This window comes from Nocardia cyriacigeorgica GUH-2, assembly GCF_000284035.1.
In the GTDB taxonomy this organism is placed as follows: domain Bacteria; phylum Actinomycetota; class Actinomycetes; order Mycobacteriales; family Mycobacteriaceae; genus Nocardia; species Nocardia cyriacigeorgica_B.
On the sequence record NC_016887.1, the window covers coordinates 5,119,230 to 5,137,683 of the forward strand.

Genomic DNA, 18,454 nt, shown 5'->3' on the forward strand with positions numbered 1-18,454 from the left:
ACTGTACCGACCGAGGAGACCTTCCATGCCGCTCGTCACGCGTGTGACGGACCTGATCGGCCGCACCCCGTTGTTCGAGCTGGCGGCCACCGAGACCGGCACCAGGCTGCTGCTCAAGCTCGAACAGTTCAACCCGACCGGCGCCGCCAAGATCCGGATGGCGCGCGAAATGGTGCTCGATGCCGAGCGCAGAGGTTTGCTGAGCGGTGGCGGGCATATCATCGAATCGACATCCGGCAACACCGGCCTGGGTTTGGCGGTGGTTGCCGCCGAACGCGGCTACCGCTTCACCGCGGTGGTCGACCACCACGCATGTAAGGACAAGCTGCGCGCGATGCGAGCAATGGGTGCGGAACTGGTGTTCGTCGCCGATGACGGCGACGACAACCTCGCCACCTCGGCCCGCGAGGACCTCGCCGAGGCGATGGCCGCCGCCCAGGACGACGCCTACTTCACCGAACAGCACAACAACGACGCCAACGCGGTCGGATACTACGCGGTGGCCGAAGAGTTGCTGGAAGACGTCGAGCGCGTCGACATCCTGCTGTCGGCGGTCGGCACCGGCGGTTCACTGTTCGGTACCGCGACCCGGCTGCGTCAGCTCGGCTGTGTGCCCAAGGTGATCGGCGTGGAACCGGTCGGCTCGATCGCCTTCGGCGGTCCCGGCGGTCCGTATTGGCAGTCCGGCACCGGCACGCCGCCCGGCGCGACCATCGGCACGGCGGTCGATTATTCGCTGCTCGACGAGGGCGTCAAGGTCAGCGATGTGGCGGCCTTCGCCACCGCGCGCGCCGTCGCGGCCGAACTCGGTTTGATGCTCGGCGGCTCGGCCGGCGGTTCGGTGCACGCCGCACTCACCCGGCTCGAGCAGTTTCCGGCCGGGTCCACCGTGGTAACCATCGTCTGCGACGGCGGCGAGAAGTACCTCGACACCGTCTTCGACGACGACTGGATGCGGGCCCGCGACCTGCTCGATCCGCAGGCCGAAGCCGAGGTCCGCGACCTGCTCGCGCGCTACACCCCCGCCGCGCGCCGAGATCATCTGGTGGAGGCCCGGTGAATCTGTCCGACTTCCGCGCCGACGGCAAGCGACTCACCGCCCTGGCGACGCCGATCGCGTTGACGCAGCTGGCGCAGATCGCGGTCTCCACCACCAATATCGCCCTGATGGGCAGCCTCGGGGTGCGTCAGGTCGCCGCCGGTGGCCTGGCCATCGTGCTGTTCAACCAGATCCGCACCATGTGTGTCGGCCTGATCACCGGCAGCGGCAACCAGATCGCCTCGGCAGTGAGTGCGGCGGGCAAACGCGGCGTCAGTGCCGACGGCGAGGTACGCGATGTGGTGCGGTCGAGTTTCCTGATCGCCACGCTCGCCGGCCTCCTCGGCGGTGTGGTGCTGGTCGGGCTGGGCTGGTCGCTGCAATGGCTGGGCCAGGACGCCGGTGTGCTGGCCGACGCGCGCCCGATGATGGTGGCGCTGGCGCCCGGGCTGCTGCCGTGCCTGTGGTTCCAGGTGCTGCGCCAGTACACCGTCGGCATGCAGAAACCGCAGGCCCTGCTGCTGGTGACGCTGGGTTCGGTGGCGCTGAATCTGGTGCTGGCGCTGACCTTCATGCACGGCTGGCTGGGGCTGCCCGCGCTCGGGCTCACCGGCATCGGTGTGGCGACCTCGCTGGTCTTCCTGATCACCTTCGCGGTGTTCTGGGCGATGGTGCGCCGCGACACCGAACTGGCGGCGGGCCTGTCGCTGCGGCCGTGGCCGGTGCGGATGACGACGGTGCGCGCGGAGCTGAAACTGGGCGTACCGATTTCGCTCACCTACGGCTCCGAGGCCGGCATGTTCTCGGTGCTCGCGCTGGTCATGGGCAGTATCGGGCCGGCGGCGCTGGCAGCGCACAACGTGGTCTATCAGATCATCTACATCGTGTTCCAGGTCGCGATCGGCCTCTCGCACGGTGCCTCGATCCTGGTCAGCCACGCGGTGGCGCGCGACGAGTTCGATCACGCGCGGGCGCTGGCCTGGCTGGCGCTGCGCCACGCCGCCGTGATCGCCGCGATCACCGGCGTGGCCTATGTCGTGATCCCCGAGCTGGTGCTGCGACCGTTCCTCGATCCCGGCGACACCGCGACCATCGAGGTGGCCAAGACGCTGCTGCTCATCGGCATCGTGCTCCAGTTCTTCGACGCGGCCCAGAACATCGGCAACGGGCTGCTGCGTGGGCTGAAGGCCACCAAGGCCGGATTCCGGTTGTCGCTGGTGGGTTATTGGCTGGTGGGGCTGCCGACCGCACTGCTGCTGGCGTTCCCGGCCGGGCTCGGCGCGGCGGGCGTGTGGTGGGGGCTCACCGCCGGGCTCGCGGCCACGGCGGGGCTGATGCTGCGGCGCTACTTCACGCTGCTGGACACGGCGGCGCGGGAACATCCGGGGATGCTGCCGCAGGCGCTGGGCACGCGGAGCTGATCCGCGCTTCGAACTGATTCGTCGCCGCTGAACCGCGTTCGGTGCGACGCTGTTGCCCGCCTCGCGGTGTGGATATTAGGCTAGCCTCACCATACTCAGGCGGAGAAGGGAGCTGCGGTGCGCGTCGTCATTCTGTTCGGATCGGAGATGGGTACGGCCGAGTCCGCCGCCGACAACGTGGCCGACGAACTCACCGATCACGACGTGTCGGTCTACGACATGACCGACTTCGATATCGACGATCTCGACGTACGCGATTTCCACATCATCGTCTGCTCCACCTACGGCGACGGTGAACTGCCGACCGGCGCCGAACCGTTCTTCGACGCCCTGTCCGCCCGCACGCCCGACCTGACCGGCCTGCGGTTCGCCGTGTTCGGACTGGGCGATTCGGTCTACGGCGACACCTTCAACCGCGGCGGCGAGATCATCGCCGAGAAGCTGGCCGAATGCGGTGCGGTGCAGGTGGGCGAGCATGCCCGCCACGATGCGTCCACCGAGATCAAGCCGGGTGTGATGGCCCGGGAATGGGCGCGCGGGCTGCCGATTTCCGACGAGGCGCTGGCGGCGGTCTGAACGCTGTGCACCAGGCTGATCGCGCTCACCAGGCCCGTCGCCCTGCACCAGGCCCGATCGCGTCGCACCAGGCGCGATCGCGCTGCACCAGACCTGATCGCACTGCACTAGACCCGATCGCGCTGCACCACAGCCGATCTGATCGGGTACCCGACGGCGGTCCGCAGGCGATCTTCCCCGGCCGGTTGTCGGTCTCAGCCCTTAAACTGGGTGCGGAGTGCGGCACAGCCCGTCGCGCGCGTCGATTCATGAGGTGATGAACATGGCAGCCGGAGTCAGCCCTGCGCAACATCAGGACCCCTCGACCGATCATCCCGAGCTGGACGTGCTGCCGGAATGGCCCACCGAGACCATCGCTGTGCTGGTCACCACCGATCCGGCGCCGCACGCGATTCCGGTGTCCTGGCCCGTCCGCGCCGGTAATCGCACCATCCTGCTGAGCCTGAAGTTCGATCGCGGTTCGCTGGCCCGGCTGCGCGAACGCCCCGATGTGGCGCTGCTGATCCTGGCCGGCGGCAATGTCGCGCTGTGCGCCCGCGGCACCGCCAAGGTGATCGCCGAGGAAATGCCCGATGCCGGCGAATATGTGGCGGTGCGCATCGACGTCGCGGTGATCGACGACCACCGTCAGTCGGCGTTCCAGGTGGACAAGGGCATTCAGCGCATCGTCCTCGACGACACCGAACTGCGCGCCCTGGAAGGCCGGGTGGCCACGCTGCGGTCCTGGGCGGACAGCGAGAACTGAACCACGGCACCGGTAACGGCCGGTCGGCAATAATCGTCGGCAAGGGCGGAGCGTCAGCGCCGCGAGGAAGGGGAACATGAGCGTCACACTGGCCAAAGGCGGCAATGTCTCGCTGTCCAAGCAGGCCCCGAATCTGACCAAAGTCACCGTCGGCCTGGGTTGGGACGTGCGTACCAGCACCGGGGCGGACTACGACCTCGACGCCAGTGCGCTGGCCACCGGACCCGATCTGAAAGTGCTGTCGGACCAGCATTTCATCTTCTACAACAACCTGCGCTCGCCGGAGGGATCCATCGAGCACACCGGCGACAACCTCACCGGTGAGGGCGACGGCGACGACGAGGTGATCAACGTCGACCTGGCGGCCACCCCGCCGACGATCACCAACATCTTCTTCCCGGTCTCGATCCACGAGGCCGACGCCCGCAGGCAGTCCTTCGGCCAGGTCCGCAACGCCTACATCCGGGTGCTCGACGCCGTCACCGGTTCCGAGCTGGCGCGCTACGACCTCAGCGAGGACGCCTCCACCGAGACCGCCATGGTCTTCGGCGAGCTCTACCGGCACAACGGCGAGTGGAAGTTCCGGGCCATCGGCCAGGGTTACGCCTCCGGGCTGGCCGGGATCGCCCGCGACTACGGCGTCAACGTCTGACTCACGACAACGAGAAGCGGCGGGTGCGTGAAGGTTTCACGCACCCGCCGCTTCGTCGCGCTCAGGCTTCGACCAGATCCCTGTCCCGGTCGGGAGATCCGGCGCCCTCGCGAATGCCGAAGCGCTCGTGCAGCTTCCGCAGCGGGCCCGGCGCCCACCAGGTCCAGCGCCCACCGAGCTGCATCGTGGCCGGCAACAGGAACCCGCGGATCAGGGTGGCGTCGGCCAGCACGGCCAGCGGCAATCCGATACCGAACGCCTTCATGAAGGTGATATCGGAGACCAGGAAGCCGAGGAACACCACCGAGATGAGCACCGCCGCGGCGGTGACGATCCGGCCGATCCGCTCCAAACCGATGGCGACGGCGGCGGTGCCGTCACCGGTGCGTTCGTACTCCTCGCGAATCCGCGACAGCAGGAACACCTGGTAGTCCATGGCCAGGCCGAACGCCACACCGAACAGCATGATCGGCACGGTCGAGGCCAGCGTCCCGGTGACGGTGAAGCCCAGCAGTTCCGACAGATGCCCGTCCTGGAAGATCCACACCAGCGCACCGAAGGTCGCGGTGAGGCTCAGGCAGCTCAGCAGCACCGCTACCACCGGCAGGAAGACACTGCCGGTGAGCAGGAACAACAGGATGAGCATCAGTGCCAGCACCACGCCGAGGGCGATGGGCAGCCGGTCCAGCAGGGCGTCGGTGGCATCGGCGCTCACCGCCGCCACGCCTCCCACCAGCGCATCCGACGGCGCGTCGACCTCACGGATGGTGCCGACCAGATCCTCGAGCACGGCGGAGTCGTCGGTGGCGGGCACCACCGACAGATACACCCCGCCGTTCGCCGCGAACCGGGCATTGAGTTCGGTGGCCGGCGCGACCAGGACGCCGTCGGCGTAGCTGCCGCTGACGGTGTCGACCCGCTGCACCTCGGGCAACGCCGACAACCGTTGCGCGTATTCGGGCACACCCGAACCGCCCTGCGGCAGCACCACACTCAACGCGCTCTGCTCACTGGTGTCGAATTCCGCGCGCACGACCTCAGCGACCTGCCGGGACGAGGACGCCTCCGGCATCGACCGTTCGTCCGGATAGCCGAGCTTCAGCCCGAGGAACGGCGCGCCGAGGAACAGCAGCACCACCGTCACCGTGATCGCCACCGTGCCCGGCCTGCGCATCACGAACATGGCCAGCCGATGCCAGCGGCCCTCGTGCAGTTCCCGGGAGACCTTGTCGCGGCGCCGGATTCGCCACTTGTCGACTCGAGTGCCCAGGATCGCCAGCAGGGCGGGCAGCACCGTCAGCGAACTCAGCGCGGCGATCAGCGCCACCGCGATACCCGCATACCCCACCGAGCGGACGGCCAGCAGCGGGAAGAACACCAGGCCCGACAGCGCCACCGCCACCGTGACCGCGGAGAACGCGACAGTGCGCCCGGCGGAGTTCATGGTGGTGCGCAGCGCCTGCGCGGGTTCGACACCGGCGTCGAGTTCCTCGCGGTAGCGGCTGACGATCAGCAGGCTGTAGTCGATGGCCAGGCCAAGCCCGAGCAGCGTGACGACATTGATGGCCAGCGCGTTCAGGTCCGTCACCCCGGCCAGCAACCACATCGCGCCCATGGTGAGCAGCACCGTCACCATGGCGACCGCCAAGGGCAGCAGCGCCGCCATCACCGAGCCGAACACCAGCACCAGGGCGATCAAGGTGATCGGGAAGGCGATGGATTCACCGGTGATCGCGTCCTTCTCGGACTGCTCGACCATCTCGTGCTGGAGCATGGCGTAGCCGCCGACCTGCACGTCCAGGCCGTCCCGGATGCCGGAGTAGCGCGGTTCCAGATCGGTGATCCGGTCCTCGACGGCGTCGTCGTCACCGAGGATGGTGGCCACGGCCAGGCCCTGGGAGCCGTCGGCGCTGCGTAATGCGGGCGGGTGGCCGGAGGTCCAGTAGGACGTCACGCCGGTGACGCCGGCCTCCCCGGTCAGTCGCTGCACCAGCGCCGTCGCCGCCGCGGCCACGCCCGCGTCATCGACCGAGCCCGGCGCGTCGACCAGCAACACCAGGTTCGGCTGGCCCTGCCCGAACTGGTCGCGCAGCACCTCGGCTGCCACCCCCGATTCGGCGCCCGGATCGTTGAATCCGCCGCCCTTCAATTTGTCGAACAGCGTCGAACTGCCTGCTCCGGCCAGCATGAGCAGTACCGCGAAGAGAATCAGTACGGCCCGTCTGCGCCGCATGATGAGATCGATCAGTCCCGCCGGCATCACTGCCTCCTAGTCGCGTCAGTGCGGGTGGATACACGACTCGGACGAAACAGCGCCCGCGGATGTGATGGTTTCGGGCGCCGCTGCGGCGCAGCTCACAGCTCCGGGAGGGACGCGGGCGATCAGCGAGTGGCCGGCCAGTACCGGCGCCAGGCAGCCGCGTCGAGTGGGGCCCTGGTGCCGCGATCGGCCTCGGCGGCGTCCTCGGCGGCGCGGATGGCGTCGGCGAAGGCGAGGGTGGCCTTGCGCAGGCGTTCCTCGGCGCTGTCACGGCCGCCGAGGCGGACCATGCGCAGGGCGGGCGGGATCAGATCCTCCGGCAGGCCGGCGCGTTTGCTGCGGTCGCGCACCTTCTCCGCCAGCGCCAGCGCGGGCTGGGCCATCGCGATGCCGTCCAGGCAGGAGCGGCGCGCCTTCTCCGCGGATTTGCGTTCCTCCCAGGCCTTTTCCTGGGCCGCGATCTTCTCCTCGACGCCGGCGTCCGGCGGCAGCTCGGTGGCGTCCAGATGGGGGCTGCGGTTGACCAGTTTGGCGACCAGCGCGGCGGCCACATCGTCGACGGTGAACTCCCCCGCCGCCTGCGCGATCCGGGAGTGGAACAGCACCTGCAACAGCAGATCGCCGAGTTCTTCCTTGATGGTCTCGGCGTCCTCGTGCTGGATAGCGTCGAGCAGCTCGTAGGTCTCCTCGAGCAGATACGGGCGCAGCGAATCGTGGGTCTGGGTGGATTCCCAGCCGCCGAAATGCCACAGCCGGTCCATCACCTCGACGGCCTCGGCGAGACCGGCCGCGAGCGTCGCGGTATCGGTCTGCACGCGCAGGGCGTCGGGCCCGGATTCTGGTGCCGAACTCATCGGGCGACCGAGACCTCGGTGGCGACGGTGAGATCGACCGCGCCCTGCGCCTTGCCGTCCAGCGCCAGCAGCAGATCGGCGAGGTATTGCAGCAGCGGCACATCGCGCAACCGGTCCGCGCCCACACTGTCCTGCACCCGCGGCAGCGGCACACCGACCACGCCGCTGGCCGCCTTGTAGGTGGCGCTGGGGTAGATCCGCTTGAGCCGCAGTTGCTTGGAATCGGGCAGGTTCAGCGGCGAGATCTTCACCGTGGTGCCGGTGACCGCGATCTCGGTGACGCCGTATTCGCGGGCCAGCAGCCGCAGCTTGGCCACCGACACCAGCCTGCCGACCTCCACCGGCAGCGGGCCGTACCGGTCGACCAGCTCCTCGACCACCGCGGCCAGCGTCGAATCGTCGTGGGCGGCGGCCAGTTTGCGGTAGGCCTCCAGGCGCAGGCGGTCGCTGGTGATGTAGTCGGGCGGGATGTGCGCGTCCACCGGCAGGTCGATGCGCACCTCCTTGGTCTCCTCAGTGGTGATCGGCTTGCCGTCGGCCGCGGCGCGATAGGCCTCCACCGCCTCGCCGACCAGCCGCACATACAGATCGAACCCGACGCCCGCGACGTGGCCGGACTGCTCGGCGCCGAGCACATTGCCCGCACCGCGAATCTCGAGGTCCTTCATCGCCACCGCCATACCGGCGCCCAGATCGGAGTTCTGCGCGATGGTGGCCAGCCGGTCGTAGGCGGTTTCGGTGAGCGGCTTCTCCGGCGGGTACAGGAAGTAGGCGTAGCCGCGTTCCCGGCTGCGTCCCACCCGGCCGCGCAACTGATGCAGCTGCGACAGGCCGAGCGTGTCGGCGCGCTCCACGATCAAGGTGTTGGCATTGGAGATGTCGAGGCCGGTCTCGATGATGGTGGTGCACACCAGCACATCGAATTCGCGCTGCCAGAAACCCTGCACGGTGCTCTCCAGGGTGTCCTCGTTCATCTGGCCGTGCGCGACCACCACCCGCGCCTCGGGTACCAGATCACGAATCCTCTTGGCGGCCTTGTCGATCGAGGACACCCGGTTGTGCACGTAGAACACCTGGCCGTCGCGCAGCAGCTCACGCCGGATGGCGGCGGTGACCTGTTTGTCGCTGTAGGCGCCGACGTAGGTGAGCACCGGATGACGTTCCTCGGGCGGGGTGAGAATCGTCGACATCTCCCGGATGCCGGCCAGGCTCATCTCCAGCGTGCGCGGAATCGGCGTGGCGGACATGGTCAGCACGTCGACGTGGGTGCGCAGCGCCTTGATGTGTTCCTTGTGCTCCACACCGAAGCGCTGTTCCTCGTCGACGATGACCAGGCCCAGATCCTTCCAGCGCACGCCGGTCTGCAACAGCCGGTGCGTGCCGACCACGATGTCGACCTCACCGGAGGCCATGCCCTCGAGCACCTCGCGCGATTCGGCCGGGTCGGTGAACCGCGACAGGCCCTTGACCGTCACCGGGAAACCGGCGACGCGCTCGGTGAAGGTTTGCAGATGCTGCTGGGCCAGCAGCGTCGTCGGTACCAGCACCACAACCTGTTTGCCGTCCTGCACCGCCTTGAACGCCGCGCGCACCGCGATCTCGGTCTTGCCGTAGCCGACGTCGCCGCAGACCACCCGGTCCATCGGGACCGGCTTCTCCATATCCGCCTTCACATCGGTGATGGCGGTCATCTGGTCGACGGTCTCGGTGAACGCGAACGCGTCCTCCATCTCCTGCTGCCACGGGGTGTCCGGGCCGAAGGCGTGGCCGGGCGCGGCCTGGCGGGCGGCGTAGAGCTGCACCAGCTCACCGGCGATCTCGCGGACCGCCTTGCGGGCCTTGCGTTTGGTGTTGGCCCAGTCGGAGCCGCCCAGCTTGGACAGGCTCGGCATCTCACCGCCGACATAGCGGGAGAGCTGATCCAGCGATTCCATCGGCACGAACAGCCGGTCGCCGGGCTGGCCGCGTTTGCCGGGCGCGTACTCGATCACCAGGTATTCGCGCCGGGCACCGCCCACGGTGCGTTCGATCATCTCCACGAAGCGGCCGATGCCGTGCTGATCGTGCACGACCATATCGCCGGCATTGAGCGCCAGCGGATCGACTTGATTACGCCTTTTGGCGGGCAGCCGCTTGCCCTCGGTGGGCGCGGTGACCCGGTTGCCGGTGAGGTCGGATTCGGCGACGACCACCAGGCCCGCGTCCTCGAAGACCACACCGTCGTGCAGCGAACCGCACAGCACCCCGACCACACCGGTCTCCGGTTCGGCGCCGGGGTCGAGGGCGGCGGCGGGCACATCGGCGTCGGCGAGGCGTTCGAGCACACGCTGGGCGGTGCCGTGACCGGCCACGACCACGACCGCGCGGCCACCGGTGGTGACGTGCGCGCGCAGTGAGGCGAAGATCGTCGCGACCAGCTCGTCGGAGCCCCGCGCGGCCGGCGCGGCCTGCACCGGGAGCACCACTTCGGACGAATCGCCGGAGGTCAGCGGGCTCAGCGTCCACCAGGGCAGATCATGTTCGGTGGCGCTGTCGTGGATCTCGGGCAGCGAACGGTAGGCCGAGGCGGCCAGATCGAGACCGTGCGCGCCCAGCGGGGCGTCACCGCCGAAGGAGGCCGCGGTCCAGGAGGCCTCCAGGAATTCCGCGCCGGTACGCATCAGGTCGGCGGCGCGGGTGCGGATCTTCTCTGGATCGCACAGCAGCAGATGGGTGCCCTCGGGCAGTTCCTCGGTGAGCAGGCTCAGCGCGCCGGGACGCAGCACCGGCAGCAGCGCCTCCATGCCGTCGACCGGGATGCCCTGGGCCAGCTTCTCCAGCATCTCCACCAGGGCCGCGTCGGCGGAATTGGCCGCCGCCACCTCGGCCGCGCGATCCCGGACCGCCTCGGTCAGCAGCAGTTCCCGGCACGGCGGCGCCACCACGACATCGATGCTCAGTTCGGGCAGCGAGCGCTGATCGGCGACCGAGAACGGGCGCAGCTCGCTCACCTCGTCGCCCCACATCTCCACGCGCACCGGATGATCGGCGGTCGGCGGGAACACATCGAGGATGCCGCCGCGCACCGCGAACTCACCGCGCTTGCCGACCATGTCGACCCGGGTGTAAGCGAATTCGACCAGGCGGGTGAGCAATTCGTCGAAATCGGTTTCGGTGCCCACGCGCAGCACGATCGGCTCGATATCGCCGAGCCCCGATGCCATCGGCTGCATCAGCGAGCGGACGGTGGTCACCACCACGCGCAGCGGCTCCGGGAACACCGGGTCCTCCGGATGCGCGAGCCGGCGCAGCACGGCCAGCCGGCGGCCGACGGTGTCCGCGCCGGGCGAGAGCCGCTCATGCGGCAGCGTCTCCCAGGACGGGAACTGCGCGACCGCCTCACCCAGGATCTCGGTCAGCTCGACGGTCAGATCGTCGGCCTCGCGCCCGGTGGCCGTCACCACCACCACGGGCTTGCTCGTCGCCACCGTCCCCGCCACGAACGCCCGCGCCGCCGCCGGCGCCACCAACTCCACCTGCGACGTGCCGACCAGGTCGGATACGGTCCGCAGCGCGATATCGGCGCCGGCCGCGGCGGCCAGGCCCGCCAGAGGTGGACGTGGGGCAGACATGCTCAACTCCTGAAGCGAACGGGCGAATCGACCGGCTCTGCCATTCTGCCGCTCCTCCGTCGCGGCGTGTTCGCGGCCCCCTTGTGGCCCACCGGGCTGCGCGCCGGTGCGCAAAATTACGGCACGTAGCGGCGCAGGCGACGGGCGGCGAACTCGCGGAAGTAGGAGAGCTTCTCCGGGGGGGACGATCGCCGGGAGCAGGAAGTACCAGGCGCGTTCCATGCGGGTGGCCATCTGGTCGATGGCCTCGGTGCCGACGGCGACGATGTGCACGCCGGTGGTGACGCCGTGCAGGAGCAGGCCGATGGTTTCCGGGTCGAGGTCGGGCATCAGGTCGCCCTGGGCGATGGCGCGCTCGGCCAGCAGGCGGTAGGTGTCACCCCAGGACTTGGCGATGTTGTCGCCGGCGGCGCCGCGGTAGTCGCCGATCTGGTGGGTGAGCTTGAGCATCGCGCCGACCATCGGATCGTTCATCGACAGATCGGCCACCACGTAGGTGATGCCGATGCAGGCCTCCAGCGCGGGCACCCGGGGATCGAAGAAACCCTGGCAGGAGCTGACCAGCCGCTCGTTGCCCTGGTCGACGACCGCGCGGGCCAGCTCCTCCTTGGAGCCGAAGTGAAAGTACAAGGCGCCCTTGGTCACGTTGGACTGCGCGATGATCTCGCTCAGGCTCGCGTTCGCATAGCCCAAGCGCAGAAAGACATCGGCCGCGCCCGCGAGGACGGAGTCGCGGGTGATCTCCGCGCGCGCTTGCCTAGCCATCAGATCCGCCTGTCATCCCAAAAACCAGCCATCCTGAAGTAGACCGACATCCCGAATTTGACCGACATACCGCCCGAACAGCACCCAAAGGATGGGTGAACCGTACCACCAGCGGGCCGTGCGGCAGACGATTCGAGTATGTGGTGCAAGCTCGTTCGCAATTCACCGGTTAACTTTCCCGGTCAGTTCTCGGTCCCGGCCGGCCACTCCGAACTGAGCTGTGGATCGGCCTCGAGGTGGCTCAGACCGTTCCAGCACAGGTTCACCAGATGCGCCGCCACCACCTCCTTCGACGGGGTGCGCACATCCAGCCACCAGGTGGCCGCGGTGGAGACCATGCCGACGAGCGCCTGCGCGTAGAGGGTGGCCAGACTGGTGTCGAAATCGCGGCGTTCGAAATCGCCGGCGAGGATGTGCGCGACCTGGTTGACGGCCTCGTTGAGCAGGCTCGAATAGCGGCCGTCGCCGGTTTGCGGCAGCTGATCGCGGACCAGGATGCGGAACCCGTCGGTGCGCTGCTCGATGTAGGTGAGCAGCGCCAGCGCCACCTGTTCGAGCCGGACCCGGGAGCGGTTCTGGGTGAGCGAGGAGGTGATCATGTCCAGCAGCATCGACATCTCGCGGTCGACCACCACCGCGTAGAGGCCCTCTTTACCGCCGAAATGTTCGTAGACGACCGGCTTGGAGACCTGCGCGCGCTGGGCGATCTCCTCGATGGAGGTGGCGTCGTAGCCGCGTTCGGCGAACAACGCGCGACCGATCTCGATCAGCTGCTGACGCCGCTGCGTGCCCGTCATCCGGGGCCGGGGAGCCTGGCCGCCGCGACGGGACTTGTCGCCGGGTGCGCCGACGCGCGGATTCTCGCCGGTCGTGGGTGTCTCGTGCATTGGCCTCCCTACCTACGCCGGCGAATGGTATGGGACAACTGTTCCAGACAGCTCGCGCGCGGGCGCAGTCGGGCGCACCGATCACGCCCACGGTTCGACGGATCCGAGGTCGGCATGCGAGTATCGTTGCCGTGCCGAGGCGCACTGGCGGGCGCGTGTGTGTCCCGTCGATGCGACAATCCGCCGTAGTGTAATGGCAGCACCTCTGATTTTGGTTCAGATAGTTCAGGTTCGAGTCCTGGCGGCGGAGCACCACTCGTTGGACCAGCACGATGACAGGCAGCCGAGGGAGATTCATGCCACAGCAGACCGCCGTCGTCGTTCTCGCAGCCGGTGCCGGGACACGAATGCGGTCGAAGACCCCCAAAGTGTTGCATTCGCTGGCCGGCCGCAGCATGCTCGCGCACGCGCTGCATGCGGCGAACGAGATCGACCCCGCGTATCTGATCACGGTGGTCGGGCACGACCGCGAACAGGTCGGTGCCGCGGTCGCGGCGGTCGCCGACGAACAGGCCCGCCAGATCATCCCGGCGGTGCAGGAGCAGCAGCTCGGCACCGGTCACGCCGTGCAGTGCGGGCTGACCGCGCTGCCCGACGACTTCACCGGCGATGTGCTCGTCACCTCCGCCGATGTGCCGCTGCTGGACGGGCACACCCTGTCGGCCCTGCTCGATGAGCACCGCAGCTACGCCGACCGGCCCGCGGTGACGGTGCTGACCTTCGTCCCCGAGGACCCCAACGGCTACGGCCGGATCGTGCGCGACGCCGACGGCCAGGTCGTCGAAATCGTCGAGCACGCCGACGCCACCCCGGAACAGGCCCAGATCAACGAGGTCAACTCCGGTGTGTACGCCTTCGACGTGACGGTGCTGCGCACCATGCTCGGACGGCTGTCCACGGCCAACGCCCAGCACGAGCTCTACCTGACCGACGTGCTGCGGCTCGCGCACGAGGCGGGCCATCCGGTGCAGGGCGCACGCCTGGTCGATTCGGCCAAGGTCACCGGCGTCAACGACCGGGTGCAACTGGCCGCGGCCGCGCGCACACTCAACCGCTACATCCTGGAACGGCATATGCGCGCCGGGGTGACTGTCATCGATCCGGCCAGCACCTGGGTCGACGCCGGGGTGCGGATCGGGCGCGATGTGACCTTGCGGCCGGGGGTGCAGCTGCTCGGCAACACCGTCATCGGCGAGGACGCCGAGGTCGGGCCGGATTCCACGCTCACCGATGTGATCGTCGGCGAGGGCGCCAAGGTGGTGCGCACGCACGGTGAGGGCGCGGTGATCGGGCCCGCCGCCACCGTCGGACCCTTCAGTTTCCTGCGGCCGGGCACCGTCCTGGGCGAGTCCGGCAAACTCGGAGCGTTCGTGGAAACCAAGAACGCCACCGTCGGCGCGCACTCCAAGGTGCCGCATCTGACCTACGTCGGCGACGCCACCATCGGCGAGCACAGCAACATCGGCGCGTCCAGCGTCTTCGTCAACTACGACGGGGTCAACAAGCACCACACCACCGTCGGTTCGCATGTGCGCACGGGCAGCGACACGATGTTCGTCGCGCCGATCACCGTGGGTGACGGCGCCTATTCGGCGGCGGGTACTGTACTGCGCAGAAACGTTCCGCCGGGGGCGCTCGCCGTGTCGGGTGGACCACAGCGCAATATTGAGAACTGGGTGCAGCGGTATCGTCCCGGAACCGCTGCGGCGCGCGCGGCGGCGGAAGCCATCGCGGCCAACGAGATGTCGAGTCAGGCAATCGAGCTAAAGGATGGCAAACAGCAGTGACCGCGTCATGGATCGACAATCAGAAGAACCTGATGCTATTCGCCGGACGTTCGCATCCTGAGCTGGCCGAACAGGTCGCCAAGGAACTCGACGTCCACGTCACGCCCCAGACCGCGCGCGACTTCGCCAACGGCGAGATCTTCGTCCGCTTCGAGGAATCGGTTCGAGGTTCGGACGCCTTCGTCCTCCAGAGCTTCCCCGCGCCGCTGAACGAGTGGCTGATGGAACAGCTCATCATGATCGACGCGCTCAAGCGCGGTTCGGCCAAGCGGATCACCGCGATCCTGCCGTTCTACCCCTACGCCCGCCAGGACAAGAAGCACCGCGGCCGCGAACCCATCTCCGCGCGCCTGGTCGCCGACCTGCTCAAGACCGCCGGCGCCGATCGCATCATCACCGTCGACCTGCACACCGACCAGATCCAGGGCTTCTTCGACGGCCCGGTCGACCACATGCACGCCCAGCTGCAGCTGGCCGAGTACGTCCGGTCGAACTACAGCCTCGAGCACATCACCGTGGTCTCCCCCGACTCCGGCCGCGTCCGGGTGGCCGAGAAGTGGGCCGACTCGCTCGGTGGTTCGCCGCTGGCGTTCATCCACAAGACCCGCGACCCGCTGGTGCCCAACCAGGTCAAGTCCAACCGCGTGGTCGGTGAGGTCGAGGGCCGCACCTGCATCCTGATCGACGACATGATCGACACCGGTGGCACCATCGCCGGCGCGGTCAACGTGCTGAAGGAGGCCGGCGCCGGTGACGTCGTCATCGCCGCGACCCACGGCGTGCTGAGCTCGCCGGCCGCCGAGCGGCTGGCCGCCTGCGGCGCCAAGGAGGTCGTGGTGACCAACACCCTGCCGATCACCGAGGACAAGAAGTTCCCGCAGCTGACCGTGCTGTCGATCGCGCCGCTGCTGGCCCGCACCATCCGCGAGGTGTTCGAGAACGGCTCGGTGACCGGGCTGTTCAACGGCAACGCCTGACCCTCGACGCTCTGACGGGCCCGGACCACACGGTCCGGGCCCGTCATTTTTTGTGTCCGGGTTCCCGCGCTCGGCGCGCCGATCGGCGCATACTGGCGAACGTAGACCGCCTGCTCCACCGCCGTACCCGATCGGACGAATGAGGAGAGCGCTATGACCACGCCGCAGCAACCGCAGGAACCCGGCAGCGGGGACCGGCCGCAGGACGGGGAACCGCGCGCGACCCCGCCGGAGCGGGAGCCGGGCACTCTGGAGCCGTCGAGCGAGTCGGGCGAGGTGACCGGTTCGGCGCCGGGCGAGGGTGCGGGGACCGCACCACCATCGTTGGACAAGCCGTCCGGCGGAACCGGGGCGCCCGGTGGTGAGGTGCCCGAGCAGGCGTGGCGGGAGCAGCCGACGGAGAGCGGGCCCGGACAGGCGTGGAGCGCGCAGCCGGGTGGGGTGGGGTCGACGTCCGGGCAGCCGCCGTCCGGGGAGCAGCCGTGGGGAACCAGCGGGGCACAGCCCTACGGTGAGCAGTACCCGCCGGGACGGCCCGGTGAGCAGTACCCGCAGGGACAGCAGGGCGAGCAGTGGGGCGGCGGGACGTCCGGGTACCCCGGATATCCCGGAGGCGCCTATCCGCCGGCGTCCGGCGGCCCCGGTGGTGAGGCGGGTGGCGGGTTCCCGTCGTATCCGCAGCAGTCCTTCCAGCCCTACGACGCCCAGCCGCAGCGCTCGGGCACGCAGGTGTTCTCCATCATCGGATTCGTCTGCGCGGGCATCTGCCTGCTGTTCTGCCCGATCCTGTTCGGGCCCGCGGGCATCATCCTCGGCATCATCGGGCACAACAAGGGCGAACCGCTCGGCAAATGGGCCGCGGTCGCCGCGGGTGTGGCGATGGCGATCGGGTTGATCCTCACCTTCGCTTTCTTCAACGCCGATATCGTGCCCGAGCAGAACTGATCCGGGCCGTTCAGCCGCGGGTAGCCAGGACCAGGGTGAAGCGGCTGTCGGGGTCGGTCCAGGCCTTGTCCAGGGTGAAACCGGCGGCCGACAGTTCGGTGTCGAGCCGCTCCAGGCGGAACTTGGCCGAGATCTCGGTGCGCAGCTGCTCGCCGCGCGCGAAGTCGAGCACCAGGTCGAGGTCGGCGACGGTCACCCGCATGGGTTCGGTCGCTTCCAGCCGCATCTCGATCCACTCGTTCTCGGCGTCCCAGACGGCGATGTGGCGGAAGTTGTCCGGCACGAAGTCGGCGGCGAGGCGTTGGTTGAGCACGTGCAGCACATTGCGGTTGAATTCGGCGGTCACCCCGGCGGCGTCGTCGTAGGCCGGGACCAGGATCGCCGGGTCGATCACGAGGCCGGCTCCCAGCAGCAGATGTTCACCGGGTTCGAGGACGTCGTGGATGGCGGTGAGGAATTCCGCGCGTTCGGCGGGCACCAGATTGCCGAGGGTGCCGCCGAGGAAGGCGATCATCCGGCGGCCGCCACGCGGCAGATTGTGCAGGGTGTCGGTGAAATCGCTGACCACGCCGTGCACCGCGAGGCCGGGGAACTCGCGCGCGACCTCGGCGGCGGTGGCTCGCAAGGCCGCCGCGGAGACGTCCTGCGGGACGTAGGTTTTCAGCGGCCCCTCGGCGGTCAGGGCCGTCAGCAGCAACCGGGTCTTCGCCGCGGAGCCCGCGCCGAGTTCCACCAGCACCTCCGCCTGCGCCGCGCGGGCGATCTCGCCGACCACGCGTTCGAGCAGCGCGCGTTCGGTGCGGGTCGGGTAGTACTCGGGCAATTCGGTGATCTGTTCGAACAGTTCGCTGCCCCGGGCGTCGTAGAACCATTTGGGCGGCAGCCACTTCGGATCGTCGGTGAGCCCGCGCCGGGCGTCCGCGCGCAGCGCCGCGGTGAGGTCGGCGTCGGTGAGATGGACTTCCAGCGTCGGTGCGGTCATGGCGGAATCCTTGTCGTGTCGCGGTGAACTCGGTGTCATGTCGTCGACTGCTGTCGCTGGGCCTGCGGGCATGTCGCGTCGTCTCGGGGCGCGTAGCTGTCGCCGCTCATGGACGCGCGTTCCCGGCGTCGCGACGATCGAGCGGTTCGACGGTCAGCCGGCCGGGTGCGGCGATGACCAGGCTGTGCTCGGGGATCGGCCGCCAGCGCGGGTCGGCGTCGTAGGGCTCGGAGGAAACGATGGCGTACTCGTCGGTGACCAGGGTCGAGAGCGCGTGCTCCCAGCTGGTGGCCCAGATCGTCGAGCCGTCACCGAGCAGGAAGTTCAGCCGGGCGGCCGGTGCGTGCGCGAGCACGGTGGTGAGTAGCAGCCGCAGCGCGCCGGCCGGGTCCGCCACCAGATCCGGCGGCGCACCCGGAGTGAGCAACCCGCGCAGCAGCACCCACAGCGCGGCCGAATCGGTGGCGGATTCGGCGTCGAGCAGATCGGCGGTCTGGAACATCCGGGTCGCGCCCGCGCGGGTGGCGGCGCTGTCCAGATCGGCGAGGGTCGCGGTGAGCGCCTTGCGCCAATTCGGGACGACGCCGTTGTGGCTGAAGGCCCAGGCGTCGTCGATGAAGGGCGCGCAGGCCGCGCGCTCGACCGGCATGCCGACTGTCGCGGAACGGACGGCGGCGAGGACGGCGGTGGACTGGATCTGCGGCAGCACCTCCTCCACGGCCGGGTCGGTCCAGATCGGTGCCGGATTGCGGTATCGGCTGACACGCACCTGGCCCGAGTCGTCGCGACGCCACCACGCGACCCCGAACCCGTCGGCATTGATCGTGCCGCCGCCACGCATGTCTCGCGGGGCCCAGGCCTGGGTGCGCAGGGCATGCACGCCGCGGGTGAGCAGGTCGCCGACCGGAGCGGCGGGCCCCACGTACGCAAGATGTCTACACATGGGCCGATCC

14 protein-coding genes and 1 tRNA gene are annotated in these 18,454 nt (G+C 68.9%); 9 read left to right on the plus strand and 6 right to left on the minus strand.

The genetic code is table 11. From position 1 onward, the window contains the following. The first annotated feature begins 25 nt into the window (after positions 1-25). The 5 genes from NOCYR_RS23245 to NOCYR_RS23265 all read left to right on the plus strand — a co-directional run bounded on the left by NOCYR_RS23245 (position 26) and on the right by NOCYR_RS23265 (position 4,433). On the plus strand, positions 26-1,060 hold the full coding sequence (locus tag NOCYR_RS23245) for a PLP-dependent cysteine synthase family protein (RefSeq protein ID WP_014352864.1): 1,035 nt from the start codon (positions 26-28) through the stop codon (positions 1,058-1,060). Next, positions 1,057-2,460, plus strand: coding sequence for an MATE family efflux transporter (locus tag NOCYR_RS23250; RefSeq protein ID WP_014352865.1), 1,404 nt, complete (start codon positions 1,057-1,059; stop codon positions 2,458-2,460). The genes NOCYR_RS23245 and NOCYR_RS23250 overlap by 4 nt, the downstream gene beginning before the upstream one ends. 117 nt (positions 2,461-2,577) lie before the next feature. Beyond that, the gene (locus NOCYR_RS23255; protein WP_014352866.1) at positions 2,578-3,036 is read left to right on the plus strand and encodes a flavodoxin domain-containing protein; all 459 of its coding nucleotides are present in this window, start codon (positions 2,578-2,580) and stop codon (positions 3,034-3,036) included. Positions 3,037-3,298: 262 nt separating this feature from the next. Then, complete coding sequence (locus NOCYR_RS23260; protein WP_014352867.1) at positions 3,299-3,781, plus strand: hypothetical protein; 483 nt, start codon at positions 3,299-3,301, stop codon at positions 3,779-3,781. A gap of 76 nt (positions 3,782-3,857) precedes the next feature. Then, positions 3,858-4,433, plus strand: a complete 576-nt coding sequence (locus NOCYR_RS23265) for a TerD family protein (RefSeq protein ID WP_014352868.1) — start codon at positions 3,858-3,860, stop codon at positions 4,431-4,433. Between the two features lie 61 nt (positions 4,434-4,494). Here the strand turns inward: NOCYR_RS23265 and NOCYR_RS23270 are convergent, their stop codons facing one another. The 4 genes from NOCYR_RS23270 to NOCYR_RS23285 all read right to left on the minus strand — a co-directional run bounded on the left by NOCYR_RS23270 (position 4,495) and on the right by NOCYR_RS23285 (position 12,720). Beyond that, positions 4,495-6,693, minus strand: a complete 2,199-nt coding sequence (locus tag NOCYR_RS23270) for an MMPL family transporter (RefSeq protein WP_014352869.1) — start codon at positions 6,691-6,693, stop codon at positions 4,495-4,497. Positions 6,694-6,815: 122 nt separating this feature from the next. Continuing rightward, on the minus strand, positions 6,816-7,547 hold the full coding sequence (locus NOCYR_RS23275) for a MazG family protein (RefSeq protein ID WP_014352870.1): 732 nt from the start codon (positions 7,545-7,547) through the stop codon (positions 6,816-6,818). Then, a complete protein-coding gene (gene mfd / locus NOCYR_RS23280) occupies positions 7,544-11,923 on the minus strand; it encodes a transcription-repair coupling factor (protein WP_014352871.1) in 4,380 nt (1,459 codons plus the stop codon). Before mfd ends, NOCYR_RS23275 begins: the two co-directional genes overlap by 4 nt. Before the next feature lie 182 nt (positions 11,924-12,105). Next, on the minus strand, positions 12,106-12,720 hold the full coding sequence (locus tag NOCYR_RS23285) for a TetR/AcrR family transcriptional regulator (RefSeq protein WP_048834411.1): 615 nt from the start codon (positions 12,718-12,720) through the stop codon (positions 12,106-12,108). A gap of 269 nt (positions 12,721-12,989) precedes the next feature. On the opposite strand from NOCYR_RS23285, the gene NOCYR_RS23290 reads away from it, so the two are divergent. From NOCYR_RS23290 to NOCYR_RS30845, 4 genes are all read left to right on the plus strand, one after another. Continuing rightward, positions 12,990-13,060: transfer RNA gene (locus NOCYR_RS23290), tRNA-Gln, on the plus strand. Positions 13,061-13,106: 46 nt separating this feature from the next. Continuing rightward, the gene (glmU, locus tag NOCYR_RS23295) at positions 13,107-14,597 is read left to right on the plus strand and encodes a bifunctional UDP-N-acetylglucosamine diphosphorylase/glucosamine-1-phosphate N-acetyltransferase GlmU (protein ID WP_014352873.1); all 1,491 of its coding nucleotides are present in this window, start codon (positions 13,107-13,109) and stop codon (positions 14,595-14,597) included. Beyond that, positions 14,594-15,574 (plus strand): ribose-phosphate diphosphokinase, encoded by a 981-nt coding sequence (locus NOCYR_RS23300; RefSeq protein ID WP_014352874.1) that lies wholly within the window; start codon positions 14,594-14,596, stop codon positions 15,572-15,574. The genes glmU and NOCYR_RS23300 overlap by 4 nt, the downstream gene beginning before the upstream one ends. Positions 15,575-15,727: 153 nt before the next feature. Then, positions 15,728-16,519, plus strand: coding sequence for a DUF4190 domain-containing protein (locus NOCYR_RS30845; RefSeq protein ID WP_014352875.1), 792 nt, complete (start codon positions 15,728-15,730; stop codon positions 16,517-16,519). A gap of 10 nt (positions 16,520-16,529) precedes the next feature. On the opposite strand, the gene egtD is transcribed toward NOCYR_RS30845, so the two are convergent. Beyond that, positions 16,530-17,501: an L-histidine N(alpha)-methyltransferase gene (gene egtD / locus NOCYR_RS23310; RefSeq protein WP_014352876.1), complete on the minus strand. Its 972-nt coding sequence runs from the start codon at positions 17,499-17,501 to the stop codon at positions 16,530-16,532. A gap of 106 nt (positions 17,502-17,607) precedes the next feature. Further along, the gene (gene egtC, locus NOCYR_RS23315; protein WP_048833639.1) at positions 17,608-18,444 is read right to left on the minus strand and encodes an ergothioneine biosynthesis protein EgtC; all 837 of its coding nucleotides are present in this window, start codon (positions 18,442-18,444) and stop codon (positions 17,608-17,610) included. Between the last annotated feature and the right edge of the window lie 10 nt (positions 18,445-18,454).

Excerpts from the sequence above, each read along its gene's own strand:
- egtC (WP_048833639.1), bottom strand. The coding sequence starts at position 18,444 with ATGTGTAGACATCTTGCGTACGTGGGGCCCGCCGCTCCGGTCGGCGAC.
- mfd (WP_014352871.1), bottom strand. The coding sequence starts at position 11,923 with ATGGCTAGGCAAGCGCGCGCGGAGATCACCCGCGACTCCGTCCTCGCG.
- NOCYR_RS23285 (WP_048834411.1), bottom strand. The coding sequence starts at position 12,720 with ATGACGGGCACGCAGCGGCGTCAGCAGCTGATCGAGATCGGTCGCGCG.
- NOCYR_RS30845 (WP_014352875.1), top strand. The coding sequence starts at position 15,728 with ATGACCACGCCGCAGCAACCGCAGGAACCCGGCAGCGGGGACCGGCCG.
- NOCYR_RS23270 (WP_014352869.1), bottom strand. The coding sequence starts at position 6,693 with ATGCCGGCGGGACTGATCGATCTCATCATGCGGCGCAGACGGGCCGTA.
- egtD (WP_014352876.1), bottom strand. The coding sequence starts at position 17,501 with ATGACCGCACCGACGCTGGAAGTCCATCTCACCGACGCCGACCTCACC.
- glmU (WP_014352873.1), top strand. The coding sequence starts at position 13,107 with ATGCCACAGCAGACCGCCGTCGTCGTTCTCGCAGCCGGTGCCGGGACA.
- NOCYR_RS23245 (WP_014352864.1), top strand. The coding sequence starts at position 26 with ATGCCGCTCGTCACGCGTGTGACGGACCTGATCGGCCGCACCCCGTTG.
- NOCYR_RS23275 (WP_014352870.1), bottom strand. The coding sequence starts at position 7,547 with ATGAGTTCGGCACCAGAATCCGGGCCCGACGCCCTGCGCGTGCAGACC.
- NOCYR_RS23265 (WP_014352868.1), top strand. The coding sequence starts at position 3,858 with ATGAGCGTCACACTGGCCAAAGGCGGCAATGTCTCGCTGTCCAAGCAG.
- NOCYR_RS23260 (WP_014352867.1), top strand. The coding sequence starts at position 3,299 with ATGGCAGCCGGAGTCAGCCCTGCGCAACATCAGGACCCCTCGACCGAT.